The 22,306-nt window shown below is 68.6% G+C and carries 22 protein-coding genes and 1 pseudogene; 6 read left to right on the top strand and 17 right to left on the bottom strand.

Annotated elements, in window-relative coordinates:
* The first annotated feature begins 293 nt into the window (after positions 1-293).
* Positions 294-905: an FKBP-type peptidyl-prolyl cis-trans isomerase gene (locus AWC30_RS16485; protein WP_085111317.1), complete on the top strand. Its 612-nt coding sequence runs from the start codon at positions 294-296 to the stop codon at positions 903-905.
* Positions 906-926: 21 nt separating this feature from the next.
* Here the strand turns inward: AWC30_RS16485 and AWC30_RS16480 are convergent, their stop codons facing one another.
* The 4 genes from AWC30_RS16480 to AWC30_RS16465 form a co-directional block, all read right to left on the bottom strand.
* Positions 927-1,796 carry a metal-dependent hydrolase gene (locus tag AWC30_RS16480; RefSeq protein WP_085111316.1) on the bottom strand — a complete coding sequence of 290 codons (870 nt, stop codon included), beginning with the start codon at positions 1,794-1,796 and terminating at the stop codon, positions 927-929.
* 181 nt (positions 1,797-1,977) lie between these two features.
* Positions 1,978-3,570, bottom strand: coding sequence for an ABC transporter permease (locus AWC30_RS16475; protein WP_165756496.1), 1,593 nt, complete (start codon positions 3,568-3,570; stop codon positions 1,978-1,980).
* Positions 3,571-3,617: 47 nt separating this feature from the next.
* On the bottom strand, positions 3,618-4,652 hold the full coding sequence (locus AWC30_RS16470; protein WP_085111314.1) for an extracellular solute-binding protein: 1,035 nt from the start codon (positions 4,650-4,652) through the stop codon (positions 3,618-3,620).
* Positions 4,653-4,748: 96 nt separating this feature from the next.
* Positions 4,749-5,852, bottom strand: a complete 1,104-nt coding sequence (locus AWC30_RS16465) for an ABC transporter ATP-binding protein (protein WP_085111313.1) — start codon at positions 5,850-5,852, stop codon at positions 4,749-4,751.
* Positions 5,853-5,921: 69 nt separating this feature from the next.
* Between AWC30_RS16465 and AWC30_RS16460 the strand changes: the two genes are divergently transcribed.
* Complete coding sequence (locus tag AWC30_RS16460) at positions 5,922-7,469, top strand: acyl-CoA synthetase (RefSeq protein WP_085111312.1); 1,548 nt, start codon at positions 5,922-5,924, stop codon at positions 7,467-7,469.
* Between the two features lie 4 nt (positions 7,470-7,473).
* On the opposite strand, the gene AWC30_RS16455 is transcribed toward AWC30_RS16460, so the two are convergent.
* From AWC30_RS16455 to AWC30_RS16425, 7 genes are all read right to left on the bottom strand, one after another.
* On the bottom strand, positions 7,474-9,099 hold the full coding sequence (locus tag AWC30_RS16455; protein WP_085111333.1) for a PPE family protein: 1,626 nt from the start codon (positions 9,097-9,099) through the stop codon (positions 7,474-7,476).
* Between the two features lie 527 nt (positions 9,100-9,626).
* Complete coding sequence (locus tag AWC30_RS16450) at positions 9,627-10,082, bottom strand: STAS domain-containing protein (protein WP_085111311.1); 456 nt, start codon at positions 10,080-10,082, stop codon at positions 9,627-9,629.
* A 116-nt stretch (positions 10,083-10,198) separates the two neighbouring features.
* Positions 10,199-11,188 (bottom strand): patatin-like phospholipase family protein, encoded by a 990-nt coding sequence (locus AWC30_RS16445; protein WP_085111310.1) that lies wholly within the window; start codon positions 11,186-11,188, stop codon positions 10,199-10,201.
* Between the two features lie 234 nt (positions 11,189-11,422).
* On the bottom strand, positions 11,423-12,478 hold the full coding sequence (locus AWC30_RS16440) for an ABC transporter ATP-binding protein (protein ID WP_372507283.1): 1,056 nt from the start codon (positions 12,476-12,478) through the stop codon (positions 11,423-11,425).
* A 26-nt stretch (positions 12,479-12,504) separates the two neighbouring features.
* Positions 12,505-13,350 carry a carbohydrate ABC transporter permease gene (locus AWC30_RS16435; protein ID WP_085111308.1) on the bottom strand — a complete coding sequence of 282 codons (846 nt, stop codon included), beginning with the start codon at positions 13,348-13,350 and terminating at the stop codon, positions 12,505-12,507.
* Complete coding sequence (locus AWC30_RS16430; protein ID WP_085111307.1) at positions 13,350-14,237, bottom strand: carbohydrate ABC transporter permease; 888 nt, start codon at positions 14,235-14,237, stop codon at positions 13,350-13,352. Before AWC30_RS16430 ends, AWC30_RS16435 begins: the two co-directional genes overlap by 1 nt.
* Positions 14,234-15,550 carry an ABC transporter substrate-binding protein gene (locus AWC30_RS16425; protein ID WP_085111306.1) on the bottom strand — a complete coding sequence of 439 codons (1,317 nt, stop codon included), beginning with the start codon at positions 15,548-15,550 and terminating at the stop codon, positions 14,234-14,236. Before AWC30_RS16425 ends, AWC30_RS16430 begins: the two co-directional genes overlap by 4 nt.
* A 71-nt stretch (positions 15,551-15,621) precedes the next feature.
* Between AWC30_RS16425 and AWC30_RS16420 the strand changes: the two genes are divergently transcribed.
* Positions 15,622-16,023: a TOBE domain-containing protein gene (locus tag AWC30_RS16420; protein WP_085111305.1), complete on the top strand. Its 402-nt coding sequence runs from the start codon at positions 15,622-15,624 to the stop codon at positions 16,021-16,023.
* On the opposite strand, the gene AWC30_RS16415 is transcribed toward AWC30_RS16420, so the two are convergent.
* The 4 genes and pseudogenes from AWC30_RS16415 to AWC30_RS16405 form a co-directional block, all read right to left on the bottom strand.
* Positions 16,024-16,851 (bottom strand): nuclear transport factor 2 family protein, encoded by an 828-nt coding sequence (locus AWC30_RS16415; RefSeq protein ID WP_085111332.1) that lies wholly within the window; start codon positions 16,849-16,851, stop codon positions 16,024-16,026. It lies immediately after the preceding gene.
* Positions 16,825-17,373, bottom strand: a pseudogene (locus tag AWC30_RS18140) (isochorismatase family protein); the annotation flags it as partial. The pseudogene AWC30_RS18140 and the gene AWC30_RS16415, both read right to left, overlap by 27 nt.
* Before the next feature lie 45 nt (positions 17,374-17,418).
* On the bottom strand, positions 17,419-18,138 hold the full coding sequence (locus AWC30_RS16410) for an MBL fold metallo-hydrolase (protein WP_085111304.1): 720 nt from the start codon (positions 18,136-18,138) through the stop codon (positions 17,419-17,421).
* Entirely contained in the window at positions 18,135-18,494 is a 360-nt protein-coding gene (locus tag AWC30_RS16405) for a DUF2784 domain-containing protein (protein ID WP_085111303.1), read from the bottom strand. Before AWC30_RS16405 ends, AWC30_RS16410 begins: the two co-directional genes overlap by 4 nt.
* Before the next feature lie 72 nt (positions 18,495-18,566).
* On the opposite strand from AWC30_RS16405, the gene AWC30_RS16400 reads away from it, so the two are divergent.
* Complete coding sequence (locus tag AWC30_RS16400; RefSeq protein WP_085111302.1) at positions 18,567-19,028, top strand: RDD family protein; 462 nt, start codon at positions 18,567-18,569, stop codon at positions 19,026-19,028.
* Positions 19,029-19,041: 13 nt separating this feature from the next.
* On the opposite strand, the gene AWC30_RS16395 is transcribed toward AWC30_RS16400, so the two are convergent.
* On the bottom strand, positions 19,042-20,547 hold the full coding sequence (locus AWC30_RS16395; protein ID WP_085111301.1) for a carboxylesterase/lipase family protein: 1,506 nt from the start codon (positions 20,545-20,547) through the stop codon (positions 19,042-19,044).
* A 78-nt stretch (positions 20,548-20,625) separates the two neighbouring features.
* Here AWC30_RS16395 and AWC30_RS16390 point away from each other — a divergent pair, with 78 nt between their 5' ends.
* Complete coding sequence (locus AWC30_RS16390; RefSeq protein WP_085111300.1) at positions 20,626-21,294, top strand: hypothetical protein; 669 nt, start codon at positions 20,626-20,628, stop codon at positions 21,292-21,294.
* A gap of 17 nt (positions 21,295-21,311) precedes the next feature.
* On the opposite strand, the gene AWC30_RS16385 is transcribed toward AWC30_RS16390, so the two are convergent.
* On the bottom strand, positions 21,312-21,650 hold the full coding sequence (locus AWC30_RS16385) for a hypothetical protein (RefSeq protein ID WP_085111299.1): 339 nt from the start codon (positions 21,648-21,650) through the stop codon (positions 21,312-21,314).
* 184 nt (positions 21,651-21,834) lie between these two features.
* Here AWC30_RS16385 and AWC30_RS16380 point away from each other — a divergent pair, with 184 nt between their 5' ends.
* Entirely contained in the window at positions 21,835-22,170 is a 336-nt protein-coding gene (locus AWC30_RS16380; RefSeq protein ID WP_085111298.1) for an RNA polymerase-binding protein RbpA, read from the top strand.
* Positions 22,171-22,306 lie beyond the last annotated feature (136 nt).

Genomic DNA, 22,306 nt, shown 5'->3' with positions numbered 1-22,306 from the left:
CTCATCATCGCAGCTCAGAGGGCACTTTCCTCGTCACGACACCCGACGACCAGCCAATTCGTCCGTGGATCGAGGCTAAACGGACAGCGTCGCGGGTGGTCAACCCGTCGAGTCGCCCGCGCAACGCGGTGATGGACGCTTCGGCCACGCCGTGAAGGATAAAGGTCGCCGTGGCTCTGCCGCCCGGTACCTCCGACGGTTCGGACACTCCGCGCGACCCCGACCGGCGCCGGCAGGGCGGAACACCAGCACCAGATGATGGCTGTAGCGTGGCGGGCGTGAAAACTTCTCGGATGCCTTCCCTGATCACGCTCGCCATCGGAACCACCTCGCTGGCCGTTGCACTCACCGGGTGCGGATCCGACAGCGACACGTCGGCATCGCCGTCACCGTCGATCAGCGACGCGGTGTCGTCGTCGACCACCCAGGCCCCGGCCGCGGCGGCATCGTGCCCGACCGCCGCACCGGTCGGCGACGCCACCCCGCAGTGGACCCTCTCCGGGGCGACCGGTTCCGTCGCGGTCACCGGCTCCACCGACACCGCGGCACCGGTGGTCACGGTCGAGGCGCCGTTCAGCGTGACCGAGACCCAGGTGGAGACCCTGGAGCCCGGCGACGGCCCCGTCGTGGCCGACACCGCGACCGTGTCGGTCTGCTACATGGGGGTCAACGGCCGTGACGGCAACGTGTTCGACAGCAGCTACGAACGGGGCGAGCCGGTGGAGTTCCCACTCGACCGCGTCGTCCCGGGCTTCCAGAAGGCCATCGCCGGGCAGACGGTCGGTTCGTCGGTCGCCGTGGCGATGGTGCCCGACGACGGTTACCCGAACGGTGAACCGCGTGCCGACATCGCGCCCGGTGATACCCTGATCTTCGCGATCAAGATCCTCGACGCGTCCGCCTGACCCCGACCCGGCGGCAGCCCGCTAGTTCGTGGCGTACATCGGGTTGCCGCTGGCGTCCTGGAGCTGGTTGGACCAGTGCTCCAGAGTCGGACCACTGTCCCAGTCGTCGGGGTGGAAACCCTTCGTCGTGTACGACGCGTAGCGGCGCAACGCCTCCCGGCTGAACAGCGGTGACTTGCGGAACTCGTTGAGGCTGCGCAGCAGACGAATCGGGTTGTAGGAAGCCGGATCACGCACCAACGACCGGACCGTCTGGAGGAACATCTCCAACACGAAAATCGTGGTGGCGATCCGCATGGCCCGGACCCGGTTGCGCTCGCTTCCGCCGACCGCCCGGTAGACGTCGAACGCCACCGCTTTGTGCTCGGCCTCTTCAAAGGCATGCCACAGCAGGATCGACCGCACATCGGAGCCGTCCAGCAGCGACAGCAACTCGTCGTCGTTGAGCAAGATCTCGGCGAACGACGCGGTGTAGTGCTCCAACGCCGAGGTGGCCGCCAACCGCATCTCCGGCGAGAAGACCCGGTCCACGCGGTCGAGCAGTCGTTTGACGTGTCGGTCGATCTTGTCGGTCGGGTAGCCCATCGCCTGCAGCCGATCGTTGAGCATGCGGTGCTGCGCCTTGTGCGACGACTCCTGACCGATGAAGCCCTTGACCTCCTGCTGCAGACGTGGGTCGGTGATCTGGTCGTTGTAGTTGCGCACCGAACGGATGAAGAAGTCCTCCCCTTCTGGGAAGACCGCCGACAAGACCGCGACGAAATGACTCATCACCAGGTCGTCGTCGACGAAGTGCTGTCGTTTGGTGCCGCTGGGAAAGGTGAATTTGACCCGCCGGGCCTTCAGCGGAACGTGCGGATGCCTCCGGGCCGGGGTGTTGTTGTCGCTCATCTCGACCTCCTGTCGCCGCCGAGAGTGACCGAGACGCTCCATACGCGCCGTCGTGACAGGGGCGGCGGGGTGAAACCGCCGTCGCCGGCGCCCCTCGGCGATGCGGGCGCCTCGCGAGCTCCCCTCTGCCCACGATTTTAGCCGGGCTCACCCGACCGGGGCAGATCTCGGCCGCGCCGACCTATCGGCGCAGCGTCGCCCGGGCCAGCAACGCGGCGGGGACGGCACCGATGACCAACAACACCAACCCGTACGGGGCCGCCGCGGTGAAGTCCAGCACCTCGCCCTCGGTAGTCGACCACAACGCGGTGGCCAGCGAGTGCTCACCGGTCGGGCGCAGCAGCAACGTCGTCGTCAGTTCCTTTCCGCCATCCAGGCCGACCAGGAGCGCGCCGACACCGATCGCGGGCAGGGCCAGCGGCGCGGTGATCCGGGTGAAGGTCCGCACCGGCCCCTTCCCCAGTGATCGCGACATCTCTTCGAGTTGCGGCGACGCCTGGGCGATCCCCACCTGCTGCGAGCCGATCGCCAGCGGCAGGAACATCACCACATAACCGGCGACCAGCAATACGCTGGTTTGGTAGAGCGGATAGGCCCAGCGCACCGCGAGGTAGACCAGCGCCAGCGCCATGATCACACCGGGCAGCGCATGAGCGATCCAGGTCGCTCGTTCGATGGCCGACGACAGCCGTCCCGGATAGCGCACCGCGAGCACGGTGACCGGCAGCGCTACCGCCGTCGCCACCAGCGCTGCCGCGCCCGCCCACCGCGCGGTGTTCGCGGTCGCCGCGGCCAGCCCCGCCCAGTCCGGCGCTCCCCCAGCGCCGCCGGCCCGCCGGACCAACCCGCCTGCCGTGACCCACAGCGGAATCGCCAGGGCGGCAACGGCTACCGTCGAGCAGCCGGCGACGACCAGCGGTGTGCTCGGGCCCAGCCGCCAACGCAGCGGCGGGCGGGCCGCGCCCCGTCCGCTGCGCAGCGGATACCGACGGCCGCGTAGCAGCCGGTCGAGCAGAAGCAGAACGATCGCGCCGCCGGCCAGCACCACGGCCAGCGCACGTGCGGACTCGGGCATGCCCAACACGGTGGCCCGCTGCACGATCGCGGTGGTGAGGGTCGAGTAGTTGAGCATCTCCACCGCTCCGAACTCGGCCAGGACGTGCAAGCCGATGATCAGCAGTCCGGTCGCTATCGCCGGGCGCAACTGCGGCAGCGTGACGCGAACGAATGCGGCCACCGGGCCGCGCCCGAGCGCCCGCGCAGCCTCTTCCTGCGCCGGGTCCAGCCGGCGCAACGCGGTGAGCACCGGCAAGAAGACGTACGGGAACAGGGTCAGCGTCAACACCGCCGCGGCCCCGCGCAGCCCGAAGATGAGCTCCGATCGCGGAAAGTATTCGTAGAAGAACGCCACCCAGGCATACGATCCCACGAAGGTCGGCACCCCCAACGGCAGCGTGAACACCACGGTCCACATCCGCGGCAACGGCAGCGTCGTGCGCGCGATGAGCACCGCCAACCCGACACCCAGAACCGCGGTGAATCCACACACGAGCACCAACAACCACAGCGTGTTCACGATCAGCGGCACAGTGGTGGGCGCCGCCAGTTGGCTACGCAGCAGCGGAATGCTGAATCCGGCACGCAACAGCAGGTAGGCGGCCGGTGAGACCGCCGCGGCCGCGATCAGCAACCCCAGCACGGCCAACGTGACCGGAGCGTGTCCCGGCCGGCCCCGCCGCGGCACCGCGACGTCGAACCCGGCGGCGCTCGGCACCGGATCATTCATCTGCACGGCGCCGGCCCGGTTCGGGGTTGCGGCGATCAGATGATTCCGCTCTGCATCAACAAGGCGTTGGCCTCATCGACGTTCTCCAGGGAGGCCTGATCGAACTGCGGGAACGTCAGGTCATCGATCGACGGCAGCCCGTAGTCACTGCTTACTCCCGGGGTGAGGGGGAACTGCGGGCTGCGCTGGGCGACGACCTGCTGTCCGCCATCCGGTGAGGCCAACCACCGCAGGAACTGCTGGGCCTGCTCCTGGTGTCGGCTCGAGGCCACGACGCCGGCGCCGGAGGCGAGCATCAACGCGCCGGCGTCGTCGCTGTTGAGGAAGAACACCCGGGAGGTCAGGTTCTGCTCTCCGCCGCGGTCCCGCGCCAGGATGTACCAGTAGTAGTGGTTGCTCAGCCCGAACGCATGCTGACCGGCCTCGACACTGTCACGCACCTTGCCGTTCTTCTGCTCGTTGATCCCGTTGTCCTTCACCGCTTTCAGCCAGTCCAGGGTGGCGTCGGCGCCGATGGTGTTGATCAGGTAGGCGGTGGTGGATTTGAACGCACCCGACGGCGCGTAGGCGAATCGTCCCTTCCACTGCGGGTCGGCGAGATCCAGGATGCTCTTGGGCAATTCGTCTTCGGCGATCAGGTCCGGGTTGTAGAAGAACACCCGGGAGCGGGCCGCCCACGGCAACCAGTTTCCGGTGGACGGGACGAACCGCTGGTCCGGTACGGCCAGCACCTCGGTGGGCACGGCAGCGAGCAGGCCCCGGGCGTCCAGGTCACCGATCGGGCCGGGCTCCTCGGTCAACACGACATCGGCGTTGGAGCGTTGCCCCTCCTCGATGATCTGTCCGACCATCTCGGCGTCCTTGCCCGCGCGGATGTCGACGCCGATCCCCGTCTCGGCTTCGAAGCGTTCGGCCAGCGCGTTGGCCAACTCCTCGTGCTGACCGGAGTAGACGGTCAGCCGGGCCGTGTCGTCGGAGGTGCCGTCACCAGACGAGCATGACGTCAGCCCGACGGTGAGAACCGTTGCCGCGACGGCAGCGAGAATCCTTGTCAGCACAGGCCTGTTCATGATCTCCTCGTCCGTTTCTGCTCGTAGTCCATGGCACGCCGGGCATCGCCAGGCTAACCAATCCACCGCAATGCGCGGTCGGGCGCAGCGCCGGGATCACGCGGGGACACCCGACACCGGTTCCGGCTCAGCGGAGACCCGCACCCGTACCTCGGCAGCGACCGACGGCACCCGGCGTCCGTCGGTGCGGACCAGCAGGCGGGTCCCGTCGGCGAGGTCCAGGTGAACCAGCCCCTCGTGACCGAAGTAGCTCGTCGCGGCCACCACGGCCGGGACCCCGTCCTCGGACAGCACCAACTGTTCGGGACGTAGTACCAGGCGGGCCGACCCCTCCGTATCGTCGGCGCCCGGGTAGACCGCGGTCGCTGCAACCCGTACGGCCCCCAGCGCGCACTGCACCTCCACCAGCTCGGTTCCGGGCACGGGGGCGCCCACCCGGCACGGGATCTGCACCGCTTCTCCGAGAAAGGCGGCCGCTTCCGGGTCGACCGGCCGGGCGTAGACCGCCGACGGGCTGCCGAACTGGACGACTTCTCCGTCGCGCATCATCGCGACCCGGTCGGCCAGCGACAGCGCCTCGGCTTGGTCGTGGGTGACCAACACCGCGGTGGCGCCGATGGAGCGCAACAGGTCTCGCACCTCTTCGCGCAGGTCCACTCGCAGGGCGGCGTCCAGCGCGGAAAACGGCTCGTCGAGCAACAACACCGAGGGCGCCGGCGCCAGCGCTCGCGCCAGCGCGACCCGCTGCTGCTGGCCGCCGGAGAGTTCATCGGGACGCCGCTCCCCCATCCCGGGTAGGCCGACCAGCTCCAGCATCTGTTCCACGCGTTCCCGGCGTCGCGTCCGGGAACCCGACGAGAACCGCTCGCGTGGCGGCGACGGCAGCCCGTAGGCGATGTTCCCCCCGACGGTGAGGTGGGGAAACAGGGCGCCTTCCTGGGCGACGATGCCGATGCTGCGCCGTTCCGGCGTCACGAACACCCCCGGACCCGCGACCATCCGGCCGTCCAGCCAGACCTCGCCGGCGTCGGGACGGTCGAAGCCGGCCATGACCCGCAACAGCGTCGTCTTCCCACATCCCGACGGGCCCAGGACGGCGGTCAGACTCCCGTCTTCCACCTCGAGATCGACGCCCCGCAGGGCCGGCACGGAGTCGCTGCGGGAGCGGAAAATCCGGGTCACCCCACGCACGCGCAGCATTAGGTTAGCCTACCTACCGGTAGCCGATGCCGACGAGCGGCAGCGGTCGGCCATCACCACAGGAGGGCCATGTTTCCCGGCAATCACGCAGCGGAAAACCCGGATCGACCTGCGGTGATCATGGCAGCCGACGGCGCTGTGCTGACCTACGGCGACCTCGATGACAGGTCCGCCCGCCTGGCCGCGGCCATCCACGAGCTGGGACTGCGCCGTGGAGATGTCGTCGCGATGCTCTCGGACAACACCGCCGAGGCATTCGTCATCTATTGGGCGGCGATCCGTTCCGGGCTGTATCTGACCGCGATCAACCACCACCTCACCGCCGCCGAAGCCGGCTACATCGTCACCGACAGCGGAGCGCAGGTGTTGTTCGCCTCCGGGCGGCTGGGCGACCTCGCCGGTGAGATCATCGCCGAGATCCCCGATTCGGTGCGCCGCTATTCGTTCGAAGCCCCGTTGGCGGGCTATTCGTCTTACCGGGAGTTGCTCGACACGCAGGCGCCCGCCTTGACCGATCAACCCCGCGGCGCCGACATGCTGTACTCCTCGGGAACCACCGGACGCCCCAAGGGCATCAAGCCGCCCCTGCTACCGATCCAGGTCGACGAGCCGGGCGAGCCGCTCATCGCGTTGCTCGGCGCACTGTTCTCGGTGGGCCCCGACACCGTCTACCTGTCGCCGGCACCGATCTATCACGCCGCTCCGCTGAAATACTGCAGCGGCGTCCAGGCTCTGGGCGGCACCGTGATCTTGATGGAGCGTTTCGATGCCGAGGCGATGCTGGCTGCGATCGAGACCTACCGGGTGACGATGACCCAGGTGGTCCCGACGATGTTCGTCCGGTTGCTGCAGTTGCCCGACGAGGTGCGGGCGCGCTATGACCTGTCCTCGCTGAAACTGGCGCTGCACGCGGCGGCGCCGTGCCCGCCCGAGGTCAAGGACGCGATGATCGACTGGTGGGGGCCGATCCTGGTCGAGTACTACAGCGCCACCGAAGCCCACGGCATGACGATGATGACCTCCGCGGAGTGGACGACCAAACGCGGGTCGGTCGGCAAGCCGGTCCTCGGCGTCGCTCACGTCTGCGACGACGACGGCCGCGAACTGCCCACCGGTGAGGTCGGCACCGTCTACTTCGAACGGGAAACCGTGCCGTTCTCTTACCACAACGCACCGGACAAGACGCGAGGAGCACAACACCCGGATCACGAAAACTGGACCACTGTCGGCGATTTGGGCTATCTGGACGACGACGGCTACCTGTTCCTCACCGATCGCAAGTCGTTCATGATCATCTCCGGCGGAGTCAACATCTATCCGCAGGAGATCGAGAACGTTCTCGCGTTACATCCGGCGATCCACGATGTGGCGGTGATCGGCGTGCCGGATCCGGAGATGGGTGAGCAGGTCAAGGCCGTGGTGCAGTTGCGCGACGGCATCGACGGCGACGCCGGCCTCGCCGAGGAGATCATCGCTTACGTCCGTGATCGGCTCGCACACTACAAGGCCCCTCGGACAGTGGATTTCGTTGACAGCCTGCCGCGCACGCCGACCGGGAAGCTGGTCAAGGGCAAGTTGCGGCAGCAGCACGCCAAGCCGGCCGGCGAGGCGCCCTGAGCGGTTATCCTGCGCCCCCGCCGTCCGGTGCGCCGGGGTGCCAGGTGCCCGGCATCATCGGCGTCTCGGGACTGTCCCGGAACGAATCGACGGCCAGCGTCGCCAATCCGCTGGCCTGAGGCGCCACGTCGGTCGCCGCGGTTCCGGCGAACCCGATCGGCCCGGCTCCGTGCTGCGAGGCAGCGGTGGCGGAGTCGGCTTCCGGCTCGAGGTCCATGTATTCGTAGCCGCGACCGAGCATGCTCATCTTCTTCCGGCGCTGTCGACGCACTTTCTCGGCCTCGCGCGCCGGTTCGACGGCGGGCGCAGGTGTATCAGCCGTATCGTCGTGCGGCACCTGTTTCTTGCGCCGGGCCGCTGTCTCCGACCGCGCAGTGACCGCGGTCGCCAGGTGCGGGTAGATCGCGTTCTGGGCGCTCATCGCCCCCTCGGGCCCGAGTACCGGGGCCGGCGGCGACCCCGCGGCGGGCGGCGGTGCGGCCGGCGCGCCGGGCGGCGGGGCGGGCGCCGTAGCGGGTGCGGGCGGTGTCACCGGTGCGTGCAGGCCGGCCGGGACCGGCGGCGTGGCCGGCGGCGGGGGCATCGGGGCCACCGGCGCCACCGCCGGGGCCGGCGGCTGCGGGATACCCGCCAGTCCGGCCAGGCCGGCGAATCCACCCGCCGCCGCGGGTGCGGCGGCCACCGGTGCCACGGCGCCGGCCGCCAAGCCCACCGAATAGATCGGGTTGGCGGAGATGAACGTCCCCAACATGGCGGGGTTGTTCAGCACGATCCACGTCAAGAACAGGGTGCGGTGCACGATGAATTGTGCGCCGAGGAAGAACATCGCCTGCACGAGTTGCGCCGGGTCCCCCGAATACGCGGTGAACATCTCCCCGATCCGCGGGAGAAATTTTTCCAGGCTGGGGTACATCATCCCGAACGAGTTCGGATCGAATGGGTTGAATTGCGGCGGGAAAAGCGCGTGGTACCAATCTTCGGGAGTTTGTGGGATGTGGTCACCCATCATCCACCACATCGGTGGTTTTCCACCGTTGCTGTCGCCGCCGGACATTGCGCCGCCATTCTCGCCCGCCATATCCGGCATGTCGGACTTCATGATCATCGGAGCCGGCGCGGTCTTCGGCGTCGCGGCGACCGCTGCGGTGCTCGCGGTCTGGTAGCCGGTCATGGTCAGCGCCGCCTGAACCCACATCCGCAGATAATCGGCCTCGTTGACGGCGATCGGGATGGTGTTGATGCCGAAGAAGTTGGTGGCGATCAACGTCGCGTGCAGGGTGTGGTTTGCGACCAGTTCCGGCATCGTGGGCATGGCCGCCAATGCGCCGGTGTAGGCCACGGCCGCCGCCTCGTGTTGGGCGGCCGCGGCGGCGCTGTGAGCACCGGCCTGCGCCAGCCAGGCCAGGAACGGCAGGTGCGCAGCGGCATACCGCGCTGCGCTGTCCCCCTGCCAACTCCCCGCCTCAACCCCGCTCACCAGCGCCGTGAGTTCCTGGGCGACCTCGGTGTACTGGACGCTGAGCGCCTGCCACTGAGCCGCTGCCACCTGCAGTGCTGCCGGCCCCGGACCGCTGGACAGCAGCGTCGACCACACCTCCGGCGGGCTGGCCATCCAGACCGGCGCGGTCACCGCTGCCGCCGAAGGTCCGAGCAGAATCGTGTCCACATCGGGTACAGGGCTCCTCTCACCGAAGCCCACCGAACACGCGCCACCGCATACACAGCGCGGCATCATCGACGCGGACTGGGGCTGCTGGTAGGCGGTCCGCGGGCCCGAAGCAGGCCGCCGCAGATCGCATCCACGGCGTTTATCGCATGGTTCAGACTCGGATGCGAACTATATCGCACTGTTCAACCGGCAACCAAGGATTGCTGCAGCTGCCGCTTCCGGCGCCGGCGCCATGGCAGGCGCCTCGCCCGGGCCACAAAAAACACCCGCCCGGACGAACCGGACGGGTGTTTCCGCGGCCAACCGGCGGTGCGAGCACCGCGCGGAGGCGCGAGAGAAGCTAGTGGGGTGCGCCGCTCAGGCGGCCGCACGCACCGGGGTGTGCGCCACCGGGGTGACGGCGGATTCGGTGTGGGCGGGGTTCCGCCAGTGATTCAGCAGGAACCTCAGCCACCGAATGTCGATCAACATTGTTCATTCTTCCTTTGTTATGCGATCTTGGTCAGCAGGGGCAGCAGACGACGACGTTCGTGAATGGTCTCAAGGAACCGGTTCAATGCGTCCGGGGTCGAATCCGCTGTGGGAAACGCCGATTCACCGTCGAACGCCCGCAGCATCCCCCGCACCGACTGGCTCGGGATCAGACACCATTCCACTCCCACAGTGGAGCATGTTTCGTCGACGCAATGCAGGAGCGACATACCCTGTGATGTGAAAAAGGTGACCTCGTTCAGGTCGAGAACAAATGGCTTTTCCGCCAAGACATAACGCTTCGCGTATTGGCGAACCCGCTCGATGTTCTTTTCGTCGATGCGACCGCTGATCGTCACCACCGTGGCGAGTTGACGGCACTGCACGCGCAGTTCGGCACCGTCGTACTCGGTGACCGGGTTGCCGTACCTGTGGGCGAATCTCCGAGCCTGGTGTGCACTCGCGGAAGTCATGCTGGCCTCCCCACCTCACTGGTTACTCACTTGACCGGTTCGAGGCGGTCACCTCGACCTGACACCCAAGCTAGGGGCCCAAGTTAAGGTGCCCGGGTGTAACCGATAAAGCTTCGTTAAGAACTGGTATTGCTGTGATCACGGCCAGGTCTCGGTGGTCGACAGACCGCGAGGTATTCGGCGTAGTCCCAGGCCGCCACGAACCGCTGGCCGGCGGCCACCCCGCTGGTGTAGAGCTCCTCGCGTTGCGCCGAAGTGAGGTCGAAGGCGATCGGGCTGATCTCCTGAGTCGGCACGAAGACCGTTCGGCGCACTGTGCACGGATCATCGATGTACGCGGCGTCCTGGTTGCCCACCAGCGTCTCGATCGCCGCCAGCCCCAACGAGACCGGACCGCGTACCGGGTGGGTGGTCGGCGGCTGGCACGGCCGGGCCGAGAGCCGGATCCCGAAGGTCGGCCACCGCGGCTCGGCGCGGTCGAACAATTGCACCGGGAAGTTCGACAGCAGGCCGCCGTCGACCCAGGTGGCGCCCTGCACCCGGACCGGCCGGAAGACGTAGGGAATGGCCGACGACGCCCGGACCGCACGCGCCACCGGGAAAGCGTCGGGATCGAGACCGTAGGTCTGCAGATCCCACGGAATCCGCACCAGCCTTCGCCGGGACAGGTCGCTGGCGGTCACCACCAGTGACCAGGCGAACTGCTCAGGGCTCTCCCCGGTCCGCAGGTCCGCGAACGTGTGTACCCCGAGGTCGGCGAGCAACCCGGTGAGCAACCGTTCCAGATAAGCCCCCTGGTACAGCCCCTCCGAGGTCAGCAACGACACAACGCCGCCGATGAGCGGCAACCGACCGATCACGCTCGGATCGGCAAACCTGCTGAAATCGATGCCGCGCATGATCTCGGTCAGCCGGGTCACCGGCTCGCCGGACTTCTGTAGCGCCGCAACCAGAGCGGCGACCACCGCGCCCGCACTGGAGCCGGCCACCCGGGGGAAGCGGTAGCCGGCTTCGGCCAACGCGTGCACCGCGCCGACCAGGCCGACACCGCGCACCCCGCCGCCTTGACAGACCAAATCGGCCCGCAGCGACTGAACCGCGCTCATGGCTCAACAATATGACCCGAAGCCACCGGGACGGCCGGTTTCACAGTGTTCAACGGACCGTGCGTCGCGCAGAACGACGTTCAGCACCCGCACAGCCACGGCGCGTAGGAAAGGAGACGAACCATCGCAGTTCGGTGTCCAGTGCCGTCGCACCAGTGCCGTCGCAACTGCTGGGTTGGCCACGCGCCGATGTCCAGGCGGTGCGCGGTTGCCCGCCCCGCCTGATCGCAAGGGTCAGATGAGCCGTCGGCCGTCGGCGCCGAAGAAGTGCAGCCGGTCGGCCGACACCCGCAGCCGGAGCCGTTCGCCTCGAGCAGGCGGGCGGCTCCCGGCGATGCGGACCACCACCGGCTCCCCCATCGCCGGCCCGGCGATCCGACCGTACAGGTAGGCGTCGGCACCGAGTTCCTCGACGACGTCGACGATGATTTCGATTCCGCTGTCGGCGATCTCGCAGTGTTCCGGGCGGATCCCGAGTACGACCCGGTCCGCGGCATCCGCGACCGTGCGCGGCACCGGAATCGCCCAGCCCCCCAATCGAACCGCTCCGTCCGACACATCGGTGTGGAACAGATTCATCGGCGGTGATCCGACGAAGCCGGCAACGAACGCGTTCGCGGGCGTGCGATAGAGATCGCGCGGGGCGGCGCATTGCTGCAGCACCCCGTCAGCGAGAACCGCGACCCGGTCCCCCATCGTCATCGCCTCCACCTGATCGTGGGTGACGTAGACGGTGGTGGTGCCCAGCCGCCGTTGCAGCGCTGCGATCTGGTTGCGGGTCTGAACGCGCAGCTTCGCGTCGAGGTTGGACAGCGGCTCGTCCATCAGGAAGACCTTGGGGTGGCGCACGATCGCCCGCCCCATCGCGACGCGCTGGCGCTGGCCACCGGAGAGTTCCTTCGGTTTGCGGTCCAGCAAGGCCTCCAGGTCCAGCAACCGGGCGGCCTCCGCCACCCGCTCGTTCATCTCCGCCTTGGGCGTCCGGGCGATCTTGAGTGCGAACCCCATGTTCTGCGCGACGCTCATGTGCGGGTACAGCGCGTAATTCTGGAAGACCATCGCCACATCGCGGTCTTTCGGGTCGACGTCGGTGACGTCGCGCCCGCCGATGAGAATCCGGCCGGAGTCCACCGGTTCCAGGCCCGCCACCATTCGCAGCGACGTGGTCTTGCCGCATCCGGACGGACCGACCAACACCATGAATTCACCGTCGTCGACGGTGAGGTCCAGGCCGTCGAGGGCGGGCCGGTCCCCGTCGCCGTAGCGGCGGGTGACGCGGTCGAAGCGCACCGCCGCCGATCCTCTCGACGCAGTCGTCACTGGCCGCCCAGACCGGTGGTGGCGATGCCGCGCACGAAGGTGCGCTGCGCGACGGCGTAGAGGGCCACCAGCGGCGCCAGGATCAGCATCGAGGCGGCCATCAGCACCGGCCACCGTGCCACGTATTGACCCTGCATCCACACCAGACCCAGGGTAAGGGTGGCGATCGAGTCACGTTGGATCATCAGCAGCGGCCACAGGAAGTCGTTCCACACGTTGACCCAGGTGAGCACCGCCAGAACCATCACCGCCGGCCGTGCGTGCGGCAACAGCACCCGCCAGTAGATCTGCCACGGTGAGCAGCCGTCGAGCACCGCGGCCTCCTCCAGATCAGTGGGCAGCGTGATGAAGAACTGACGCATCAGGTAAGTGCCGAATGCACTGCCGAACAGGCCCGGGACAATCATCGCCCACATGGTGTCGGTCCAACCGAACGCCCGCATCAGGATGAACTGCGGGATGACGGTGACCGTCAGCGGCACCATCAACGTGCCCAGGTACAGCACGAAAAGCGTGTCGCGTCCCCGGAAATGCAGGCGGGCGAACGCATATCCGGCCAGCGAACAGAAGAACACCTGTCCGACGGTCACGGCTCCGGCGTAGAGCACCGTATTGAACAGCATCCGCCAGAACGGCATCAGCGCGAAGACGTCACGATAATTCGACCATTGCGGGGTCGCCGGCAACAGGGTCGGCTCGGTGACCTCCGCTTCGGTCTTCAGCGATCCCGACAATCCCCACAACACCGGAAGCAGCGCGCAGGCAGCGATCCCGGCGAGCACCGTGTACATCGCGATCCCGCGCGCGACGCGCACCGTCGCCCCGCGCCGGGACACCACCATCACCGCTCCCCCGCGTTGCGCCGCGCCAACCTCAGTTGCAGCACCGTCAATCCCAACAACACCGCGAACATCACCCACGCCAGCGCCGAGGCGTAACCGAAGTCGAGAAAGGCGAACGCGTACTGGAACAGCATGATCCCCAACACGTAGGTCCCGGTCTCCGGGCCGCCGCTGCCACCGGTGAGGACGTACACCTGATCGAACGCCTGAAACGCCCCGATCACCGAGATGACGACGACGAACCAGACCGCGCCCCGGATCATCGGCACGGTGATCGAGACCAGGCGGCGGATCTCGCCCGCCCCGTCCAGTCGGGCTGCCTCGTACAGACTTTCCGGGACCCCCTGCATGGCGGCGAGCAGGATGACCGTCGCCAACGGCACGCTCTTCCACACGCTGATCACGCACAGCGCGACCATCGCCCAGTGCGGTTCCTGCAACCACGGGACCGGGTCGACGCCGATCAGACCCAGCAGGATGTTGAGCAACCCGTTGTCGGTGTTGAACACGAACTGCCACACCACGGCCATCACCACCGCCGAGACGGCCAACGGCATGAACACCACGCTGCGGAAGAAGCCGATACCCGCGATCCGGCGGTTCAACGCCGCGGCCACCGCCAGCCCGATCAGCACGGTCGGCACCACCGTCCCGAGGGTGAACACCACGGTGTTCACGACGGCGATGACGAACAGCGGATCGGCACTCAACAACGCCCGGAAGTTGTCCGGCCCGACGAACTCCGGGGCGGTGAACAGGTCCCAGCGCTGCACGCTCATGTAGAGCGAGAACCCCAGCGGGAACACCAGGAACACCACGACGGCGGCCAGGTTGGGGACGATGAACAGGCGCCCCGCCCGCGCACGTTGCCGTAACCGCCCACTCATCGCCGGACCAACACCTCATCGACCGGTCCGGTGAGGGCTTTGAGGCTCGATGCCGGCCGAGCACCGCGCAGCACCGGCCCGAAGGCGCGGTTCATCAGTGCGTTGACCTTCTCCCACGCCGGGGCGATCGGCATCCCGGCGGAGTGGGCGGGCCCGCCGGTGAGCACGGCGAGGTTGGCGATGTCGGCGTGGGCGCCGGCGAATCCGGCGGAGTCGATCGCCGAGCGCAGCACCGGCACGAAGAGCCCGGACTCGGCGATGTGGGCCTGCCCGGCCGGGCCGGCGACGAACTTCACGAACTCCCAGGCCTGCTGTTTGCGGGGACTGTCCGCGGCGATCGCCAATCCGGTGGTGCCGATGTTGGAGCCCGCGCGGCGGGCCGCCGGACCGGTGGGCAACACCGTGACATCGAAGTGCAGGTCCTCGGCTCGGGCGAAGGTCTGGTAGCGCCAGTGCCCGCCCATGGCCATCGCGGCACGCCCGCCGGAGAACAGGTCCATCGTCGACATCGATTGCACATCGGAGGCCGCGGGTGCGACACCGTGGCGGTTCGACAGGTCCGCGTAGAACTGCACCCCGGCCAGGAAGGCGTCGTCGTCGAAATTGAGGTGCGATGGGTTCATCCGCGGCACCGACCACGGGGTGCCGTTGTTCATTCCGAACAGAGCCGCGGAGTAGGCCGCCACCCAGGTGTCGACGAAGCCCCACCGGGTGACCCGCCCGGACCGGTCCCGCTTAGTCAACGCCTTTGCCGCATCGAGGAATTCATCGAAACTCCACGGAGTCTCCCAACGCGCCGGCGGCGGTCGCACACCCGCCTCCTCGAACAGCGCCGGGTTGTAGAACAAGAAATTCCCGGACCACTGCTCCGGCAGCGCGTACTGACCGCCCTCGAAGGTGAACGTCTCGTAGAGGGTGTCAATGCTGTCGTCGCTCAGGCCGGCAGCGAAATCCGGGTCCGTTTGCAGGAAACCGTTGAGGTCGGCGAGAACCCCGCGGTCGGCGAGGCCGGCGTAGCTGAACTCCCACGCCATCAGCACGTCCGGGCACACGCCGCCCGCGCAGAAGATCGAGACCTGTTGCATCGGGTTGGGGCCCGACAACACGGTTCGCACCGCGATGTCGGGGTGGGCGCGCCGGAAGGCGTCGATGACCACCTTGCGGGCGTCGGCCTCCTCCGGGTTGGCCGCGAAGAAGAACGTCAACGCGTCGTCGTCGCGGGAGCAGCCGGCCGTCCCGCCGAGCGCCGTGGCGGCACCGAGCGTCGCCGCACCCCGCAGCCAGGTCCGGCGAGAGAAGACATGCGGGTCCATAGCGTGTCCGATTCTCCCCCGCCGCGCCGATTGCCGAGGCCGCAACGCGCGGCACGCCCTATGGTGGGTTCGTGCCGAGTTTCCGTATCTCCGAGGTTGCCGAGTTGCTCGGGGTCAGCGATGACACCGTCCGACGCTGGATCGACGCCGGCCGGCTGCCGGTCACCCCCGGGGAGGGCCCGCGTGCGGTCGACGGCGCGGCGCTGGCCGAGTTCGTGCAGCAGCGTCCGGCCGGGGAACGGATGGCGCGCAGCCCGGTGCTGGGCGCGTCGGCCCGCAACCGGCTGGTCGGGCTGGTGACCAAGGTGACGCGGGACACCGTGATGGCGCAGGTCGACATCCAGGCCGGGCCGTTTCGGATGGTCTCGCTGATGAGCCGCGAAGCCGCCGACGAATTGGGGTTGGAGCCGGGCAGTCTGGCCGTGGCCTCGGTCAAGGCCACCAACGTGGTGGTCGAAGTGCCCGGCCGCTGATCAGCGCCCGCTGAAATAGCGGACCCGGTGGATCTGGTGCCCCCGTAGCGCCACGAACAGCACACCGCGGTCGGTGTCGCAGAAGACCGACACCGCGACCGTGTCCCCCGCACCGATGATTTTCGTCCAGCCGGCTCCGCTGAGCCGCTCGACGAACTCGGTCAACGCAATCGGCCGGTCGTCGCCGAGGCTGATTCGGGCATCCGGCGCCAACAGCCGGGCCGCCACGGTGATGTCCTCGCGCGCCACCGCGCTCAAGAAGGTTCCGACCGCGCCCTTGTGCCGCGCCCCCACCCGCCGGAAGCCGGTCAGGAAACCCGCGGCGCCGGACACCCCCTGGTTGCGGCCCAGCCCAGCGGCCAACGCCAACGACGGGCGCAGCGCCCGGATGCCGTTGCGCAGGAACTGCCCCATCATGGCCGGCAGTTCCCAGTAGGCACGCAGCGCGGCGATCCGCCACCGGCCGTCCGCCTGCCGCAGGTCGTAGCGCAGAAATGCCGGAATGTTCATCACCACACCGCGACCCATCGCCACCTCGAGTTCCAGGTCGCGGATGACGGTGGTCGTGCAGACGATGTCGAGGTCACGATGGAACGTGATGTCCCGTGGCCCGATGAACGTGTCGTAGAACCGCCCGATCCGTTCGGTGCCGACGTGCGGTCGCGAGCCCACCGGATCCTCCACCAGCCCGTCGGCGGTGAACAGATCGACCCAGGCCGCCCGGTCGTGGGCGCCTGCAGCGCGCGGCGACTGTTCCACCGCGGCCAGCAGTTCGTGTTCCCGGTCGGCGGTGGCGGTGTCGAGTACCTCGACCCCGACCGTGCGCAGCAGGTCGAGGGCGGCAGTGGCCGATTGCGGGCTCACCCCCACGGTGAGGTCGGACAGCACCCGGGTGACGAACCCGGCTCGGGTCGCGGCCTCGGCGGTGGCCTGAACGCAGTGGTCGGTGGCGATACCGACCACGTCGACCGCCTCCACGCCGCGGGCCCGCAGCCAGTCGGGCAGCAGCACCCCGCCGTCGTCCACACCTTCGAACCCGTTGTAGCCGGCGTCGCGCGCACCCTTGGCGAAGACGGCCTCGATCAGCGTCGGCGCCAACGACGGATGCAACTCCGCGCCCGGGGTGCCTGCCACACAGTGCGGCGGCCACGAGGTCTCGTAGTCGGGATTGTCGGAGAAGTGGTCGCCGGGGTCGACGTGGCGGTCCGCGGTGGCCACCACGTGACGGTAGCGATCACCGGTGTTCAGGTACGCGCTGATCGCGCCGGCCAGTTCGGCGCCACCGGCGATCGGGAGGGCGCCGCCCTCGCAGAAGTCCTTCTGCACGTCGACGATGATCAGCGCCCTCATCCATCCACCGTATCGCCCGCCACCGGCCGTGCCAGCCCCAAGAGTTCAGCGCCCGGCCCGGGCGGCCAGCCAGTCGCGTTGCTCACGCACGAATCCGGCGTCGACGGCGGCGCCGTGTCCGGGCACGTAGCGGGCGTCCGGGCCACCCACGGCCAGCAACCGCTCCAGGGTTGCCGGCCAATCGCGCGGGTGGGCATCGGCGCCGATCATCGGCGGACCGGATTCCTCGACCAGGTCGCCACAGAACACCACGGTCGGCTCGTCGACGGTGACCGGCGGGACCACGACGATCAGGTCGTGGCCGGTGTGCCCGCGCCCGAGGTGACGAATCCGCACCCGGCGGTCACCGAGGTCGACCGTTCCCCCGCCGCCGGGGCCGATCAGCCGACCGGGGCTGGGCAGCGCCGCCAACGCCTCGTCGACCGCCGCCTGGTCGGCACCGTGACGTAGCGCATCGGCGCGCAGCGAATCGGTGTGGTCGCGCATCGTCTCGGCGACCCCCGGCGCGGCGTGGATGACCGCGCCGGCGAACACCGACGAGCCCAGGATGTGATCGAAGTGGTGGTGGGTGAGCACCAGATCGGTTACGGCGGCGCCGGTCAGCGCACGAACACTGTGATCGACCATTTGAGCCTCACATAGCGTTGTGCCGCAATCGATCAGCACTGAACCGCGACGCCCGACAACCACACCGATGGTGACGTCGAGAAACTCCAACCGGAATTGATACACCCGGTCGGCGAGACGGATCGGATCCGCGCTCATCGGTTTCTCCGCACCGTCTGCACCGCGCAGCACAGCCAGGACACCGCGACACCCGCGAAGAGCACGATCCGCACTCCATCCAGCCACCCGGCCGGGTACAACACACCGGTGATGTAGTGCGCGACAAACCCTTCCGACGGCAGCGGAGCCATGCCGCCGCGCTGCCGGGCCCAGCGTTCCAGCCAGGTCAGTGGGCAGTCGAGACTGAAGACGGTGATGGCCGCCGCCCACAACACGGTCGGGAGGTGAAGCCAGAAGCTCCATCGCCAACGCAAGGCGAGGAAGCCGCCCACGACCAGATAGCCCAGGAACACGAAATGGGCGAAGATGGTTGCCGCCACCACGATCTGGTACACCGTCTCGACACCTCACGCACCCGTTGCCGTGGGGAACTCTACTCGCGAAACCGGGCCGGTACATTGGCGTCCATGACGGAAAACGCGTTCGGCAACCCCGCGCCTGCCCAGGGCGCGCCCGGCGGTCTGCTTCGCCGGTTTTTTGCCCGGTTCATCGACGGCGTGTTGGTGAACATCGCTGCGGTGCTGTTGTCGCTGCTGTTGCGGGACAGTGACTACTGGTTCTTGGTGACCGGTCTGTTCTCCGGTGTGCTGATGTTCGGCTACTTCGTGTTCTTCGAGATGACCCGCGGCGCCACGCCGGGCAAGTCGTTGCTGGGGCTGCGGGTGCACGGCCCGGGCGGCGCCGATCACCCGGACGGCAAACAGGCGGCGATCCGCAATGCGTTCACGCTGCTGCCGGTGTTGCCGTTCGCCGGCGGCCTGCTGATGTTCATCGCGGTGGTCGTGATCGCCGTCACCGCGTTCGACAGCCCGACCAAGCAGGGCAAGCACGACGACCTCGCCGGTGGCACCGCGGTGGTCCGGGACTGACCGGCCCGCTGCGCTAACGGACGAGGGTGAATCCCTGCCACGCCCGTCGGCGGACGGAGTGCGGGTCCTTTTCGACTCGGACGCGCCGGTCGATCACCAGCACGGCGCGCTCGTCGGTGGTGTAGGTCGGCCAGCCGTCGCCGGGTCGGCCGGTGCGGGCGAACTCCCGCCACCGGTTCTGCACCTCGTTGCTGACCTTCAGCGCGTCACGGCGGTCGCCGGCGGCGGTGAGCAGATTGCCGAATCCGCTGCGGTAGACGTCGAACACGGCGAACAACTCGGTTGCGTGGGTGGCGCCCAGCCCCGACCAGCGCAGCATCCGGGGTGCGAAGTCGTAGCGGTACACATAGGTCGGCGCGTGCGCGCTGTGCGCCTCGGCGATCTGCCAGACGGCGGCGTTGAACGCGAAATCGCCGCCCAGCCGAACACAGGCCGCCGGTTTCGGGTAGTCGGGGTAGGCGGCGAGGATCCGCTCCCGAGTGGCCGCGTCGACGTTGCCGAGTACGTCTTCGATCATCGCCTCGGTGGTCGGCAGCAGTCGTAGGAACCGGGTGAACAACCGCCCCTCGTCGGCGTTGGAGCCCACGATGAACGGCACCCGGTGGGCGATACCCCGGCGCATCGCGTCGACCGGTTCCACCGGGACGACGTCGTCGCCGTAGACCGGCCCGATCGGGAAGGCGCCCAGGGTGTCTTCCACGCCCTGGTCGATCAACTCGTCCTGCGCGCGTACCAGTTGAGAAGCGGTCGCGGCCATCAGCGTGTGGGCGGCGTCGGAGCGGCGGGCGCCGAGCAGCTCGGCGTAGCGGCCGGCGAACTCGGCCGCCAGCTCCGAGGAGCGCTCCATCCCGGACGCCGGGCTCTCGGCGATCGCCCGATGGAACAGGCCCGCCGCGGACGGTACCGCCATCAAGGTGGCGACGGCGTGTGCGCCTGCGCTTTCACCGAAGATCGTGACATTGTCCGGGTCGCCGCCGAATGCGGCGATGTTGTCGCGCACCCAGTTCAGCGCCGCCACGATGTCGCGCAGGAACAGGTTGCTTTCCAGCGGGTAGTCCTTGGTCGACAACGCCGACAGGTCCAGGCAGCCCAGCGCACCCAGTCGATAGTTGACCGACACGTAGACACAGCCGCGCCGGGCCAGCGCCGCCCCGTCGTAGATGGGGGTGGCGGAACTGCCCAGGATGTAGCCGCCGCCGTGGATGAACACCATCACCGGCAGCGGACCCGGCTGCGGGTCTTGCGGGGTGACCACGTTGAGGGTCAGGCAGTCCTCCCCCATCGGCTGGTATTTGCCGACCGAGAGCATCGTGTAGCGGCGCTGTTGGGGAGCACACCGGGTGAAGCCGTGACAGTGCCGCACCCCCGGCCAGGGCTGCACCGGTCGCGGCGCCCGAAACCGCAGGAGTCCCACCGGGGCCTGCGCGTAGGGAATGGACCGCCACCGGTGTACGCCGTCGCGGGTGAACCCTTCGACGACGCCGGCGGTGGTGGTGATGCGGACCGTGCGATGGTGCATGAGGAGACGGTATCGAAACGGTCGTGTCCCGGCCCGTCCCTGCCCGCAAAACGGTGCCGCGACGGTTAGCCTTGCCGCATGCGTTGTGCTGTCCTGCTGGCAACGGCGGTGCTGATCGCCGGTTGCTCGCACACCATCACCGGCCACCCGGAGTCGGAGACGTCCACGCCGCCGGCCGGCACGTCGAGCAGTGCGCTGCCGCCGCAGACCACCGCCCCGGGCGCACCGCCGCCCGACGGGGCTGCCGCGACCGATGTGATCGCCTGGGTGGAGGTCGGTGAACAGATCGACACCGGGCCGTTCCACACCGCCACCCGCGACGGCACCAGCCGTGACCTCGGCGAGGACATCGCGTTCCTCTCCGGGACGACCCGCTGCATGACCGATCAGAAGTACGCCGCGGACACGCTGATGTGCCTGGTCGATCTCGCCGATCCGCCGCCCAAGCCGGACAGCGCCTACGGCGAATGGATCGGTGGCTGGGTCGACTACACCGGCGCGGACCTGCAGGTCGGCTCCGTGCACGGCGACCCGGGGCCGTTCAGCAAGGGCGACGGCGCCGACCTGCCCGAGGGGCAGACGTTGCGCTTCGGTGATTTCCGGTGCCGGGCGCACGACAGCGACCTGTACTGCGTCAACTATGCGCACCAGTCGGCGGTGCGGATGTCGGCCGCCGGGGTGGTCCCGTTCGGTTGTCTGGACTCGGTGCCGGCGCCGGAGGGTGTCGGGCTGAAGTTCGCCTGCTGACCGGCGCAGACTCCTGCTCAGCGCCAGCCGTCGGCCGCCGCGGCGGCGTGGAGCACCCGCGCGCACAGCGCGCGCAGCTCACCGGGTTCGACGCCCTCCTCGAGTGCGGTGGCGACGTCCTCGGCCGCGCAGCGGACCTGGTAGATCCGGTCGGCGAGGGTGGCCGCCTCCTCGGCGGTGAGCACCACCGCGTCGGCGGGCAGTGCCGCACCGCCCGCAGCGGCGAGCTGGGTGCGCTGTTCGTAAGCGCGCTGGCGGCAGGACTGGCGGCAGTACTGGCGGCGACGACCGGTGGGGGTGTCGGAGACCTCCCGGCCGCACCAGCGGCAGGGCTGGGGCGGGCGGCGGCGCGTCACGGCTGCCGAGTGTAGTCGGCCGCCGGGCCGGGTCGCGGTATCATCAGTGGTCGCGCCTGCGGCGGCGTCGGCGGGTGCCGGGAACTTTTCCCGCCGGCCGACGCGTTGACCTGACGAGTTTGTGCCGAGAATTGTGTTCGCCGATGCGCTGAGCGCAAAGCATTGTGTTGAGAGGTGAGGTCCGATGGCCGACCGTGTTCTTCGAGGAAGCCGGCTCGGGGCGGTTAGTTACGAAACCGACCGGGACCACGACCTGGCGCCGCGCCAAGTGGCCCGCTACCGCACCGAGAACGGTGAAGAGTTCGACGTCCCGTTCGCCGACGACGCCGAGATCCCCGGCGTCTGGATCTGCCGCAACGGCATGGAAGGCACCCTGATCGAGGGTGAGGCCCCCGAGCCGAAGAAGGTCAAGCCACCGCGGACGCACTGGGACATGCTGCTGGAGCGGCGTTCGGTCGAGGAGCTCGAGGAGTTGCTCAAGGAGCGGTTGGCGCTGATCAAGGCGCGGCGTCGCGGCTGACCGACTCTCAGCGCGTACGAGCGGGCTACGCAGCGGGGCGTGGGTTCTACGCGGTTTGGTCGATGCTGGCGGTCCGCCCTCCGCCCGATGGTCGAGGTAACGAAATCACCGTGCCTCGGCATGGGCGCCCGGAAAG

The sequence above is a fragment of the Mycolicibacillus trivialis genome, assembly GCF_002102395.1.
GTDB classification, from domain to species: Bacteria; Actinomycetota; Actinomycetes; order Mycobacteriales; family Mycobacteriaceae; genus Mycobacterium; species Mycobacterium triviale.
The sequence above is the reverse complement of the archived record's forward strand: the minus strand, read 5'-3'. Positions and strand labels throughout refer to the sequence as shown.

Coding starts and splice junctions, on each gene's coding strand:
- AWC30_RS16485 (WP_085111317.1), top strand. CDS start 294: ATGCCTTCCCTGATCACGCTCGCCATCGGAACCACCTCGCTGGCCGTT.
- AWC30_RS16480 (WP_085111316.1), bottom strand. CDS start 1,796: ATGAGCGACAACAACACCCCGGCCCGGAGGCATCCGCACGTTCCGCTG.
- AWC30_RS16470 (WP_085111314.1), bottom strand. CDS start 4,652: ATGAACAGGCCTGTGCTGACAAGGATTCTCGCTGCCGTCGCGGCAACG.
- AWC30_RS16465 (WP_085111313.1), bottom strand. CDS start 5,852: ATGCTGCGCGTGCGTGGGGTGACCCGGATTTTCCGCTCCCGCAGCGAC.
- AWC30_RS16460 (WP_085111312.1), top strand. CDS start 5,922: ATGTTTCCCGGCAATCACGCAGCGGAAAACCCGGATCGACCTGCGGTG.
- AWC30_RS16450 (WP_085111311.1), bottom strand. CDS start 10,082: ATGACTTCCGCGAGTGCACACCAGGCTCGGAGATTCGCCCACAGGTAC.
- AWC30_RS16445 (WP_085111310.1), bottom strand. CDS start 11,188: ATGAGCGCGGTTCAGTCGCTGCGGGCCGATTTGGTCTGTCAAGGCGGC.
- AWC30_RS16435 (WP_085111308.1), bottom strand. CDS start 13,350: ATGGTGGTGTCCCGGCGCGGGGCGACGGTGCGCGTCGCGCGCGGGATC.
- AWC30_RS16430 (WP_085111307.1), bottom strand. CDS start 14,237: ATGAGTGGGCGGTTACGGCAACGTGCGCGGGCGGGGCGCCTGTTCATC.
- AWC30_RS16425 (WP_085111306.1), bottom strand. CDS start 15,550: ATGGACCCGCATGTCTTCTCTCGCCGGACCTGGCTGCGGGGTGCGGCG.
- AWC30_RS16410 (WP_085111304.1), bottom strand. CDS start 18,138: ATGAGCGCGGATCCGATCCGTCTCGCCGACCGGGTGTATCAATTCCGG.
- AWC30_RS16400 (WP_085111302.1), top strand. CDS start 18,567: ATGACGGAAAACGCGTTCGGCAACCCCGCGCCTGCCCAGGGCGCGCCC.
- AWC30_RS16395 (WP_085111301.1), bottom strand. CDS start 20,547: ATGCACCATCGCACGGTCCGCATCACCACCACCGCCGGCGTCGTCGAA.
- AWC30_RS16390 (WP_085111300.1), top strand. CDS start 20,626: ATGCGTTGTGCTGTCCTGCTGGCAACGGCGGTGCTGATCGCCGGTTGC.
- AWC30_RS16380 (WP_085111298.1), top strand. CDS start 21,835: ATGGCCGACCGTGTTCTTCGAGGAAGCCGGCTCGGGGCGGTTAGTTAC.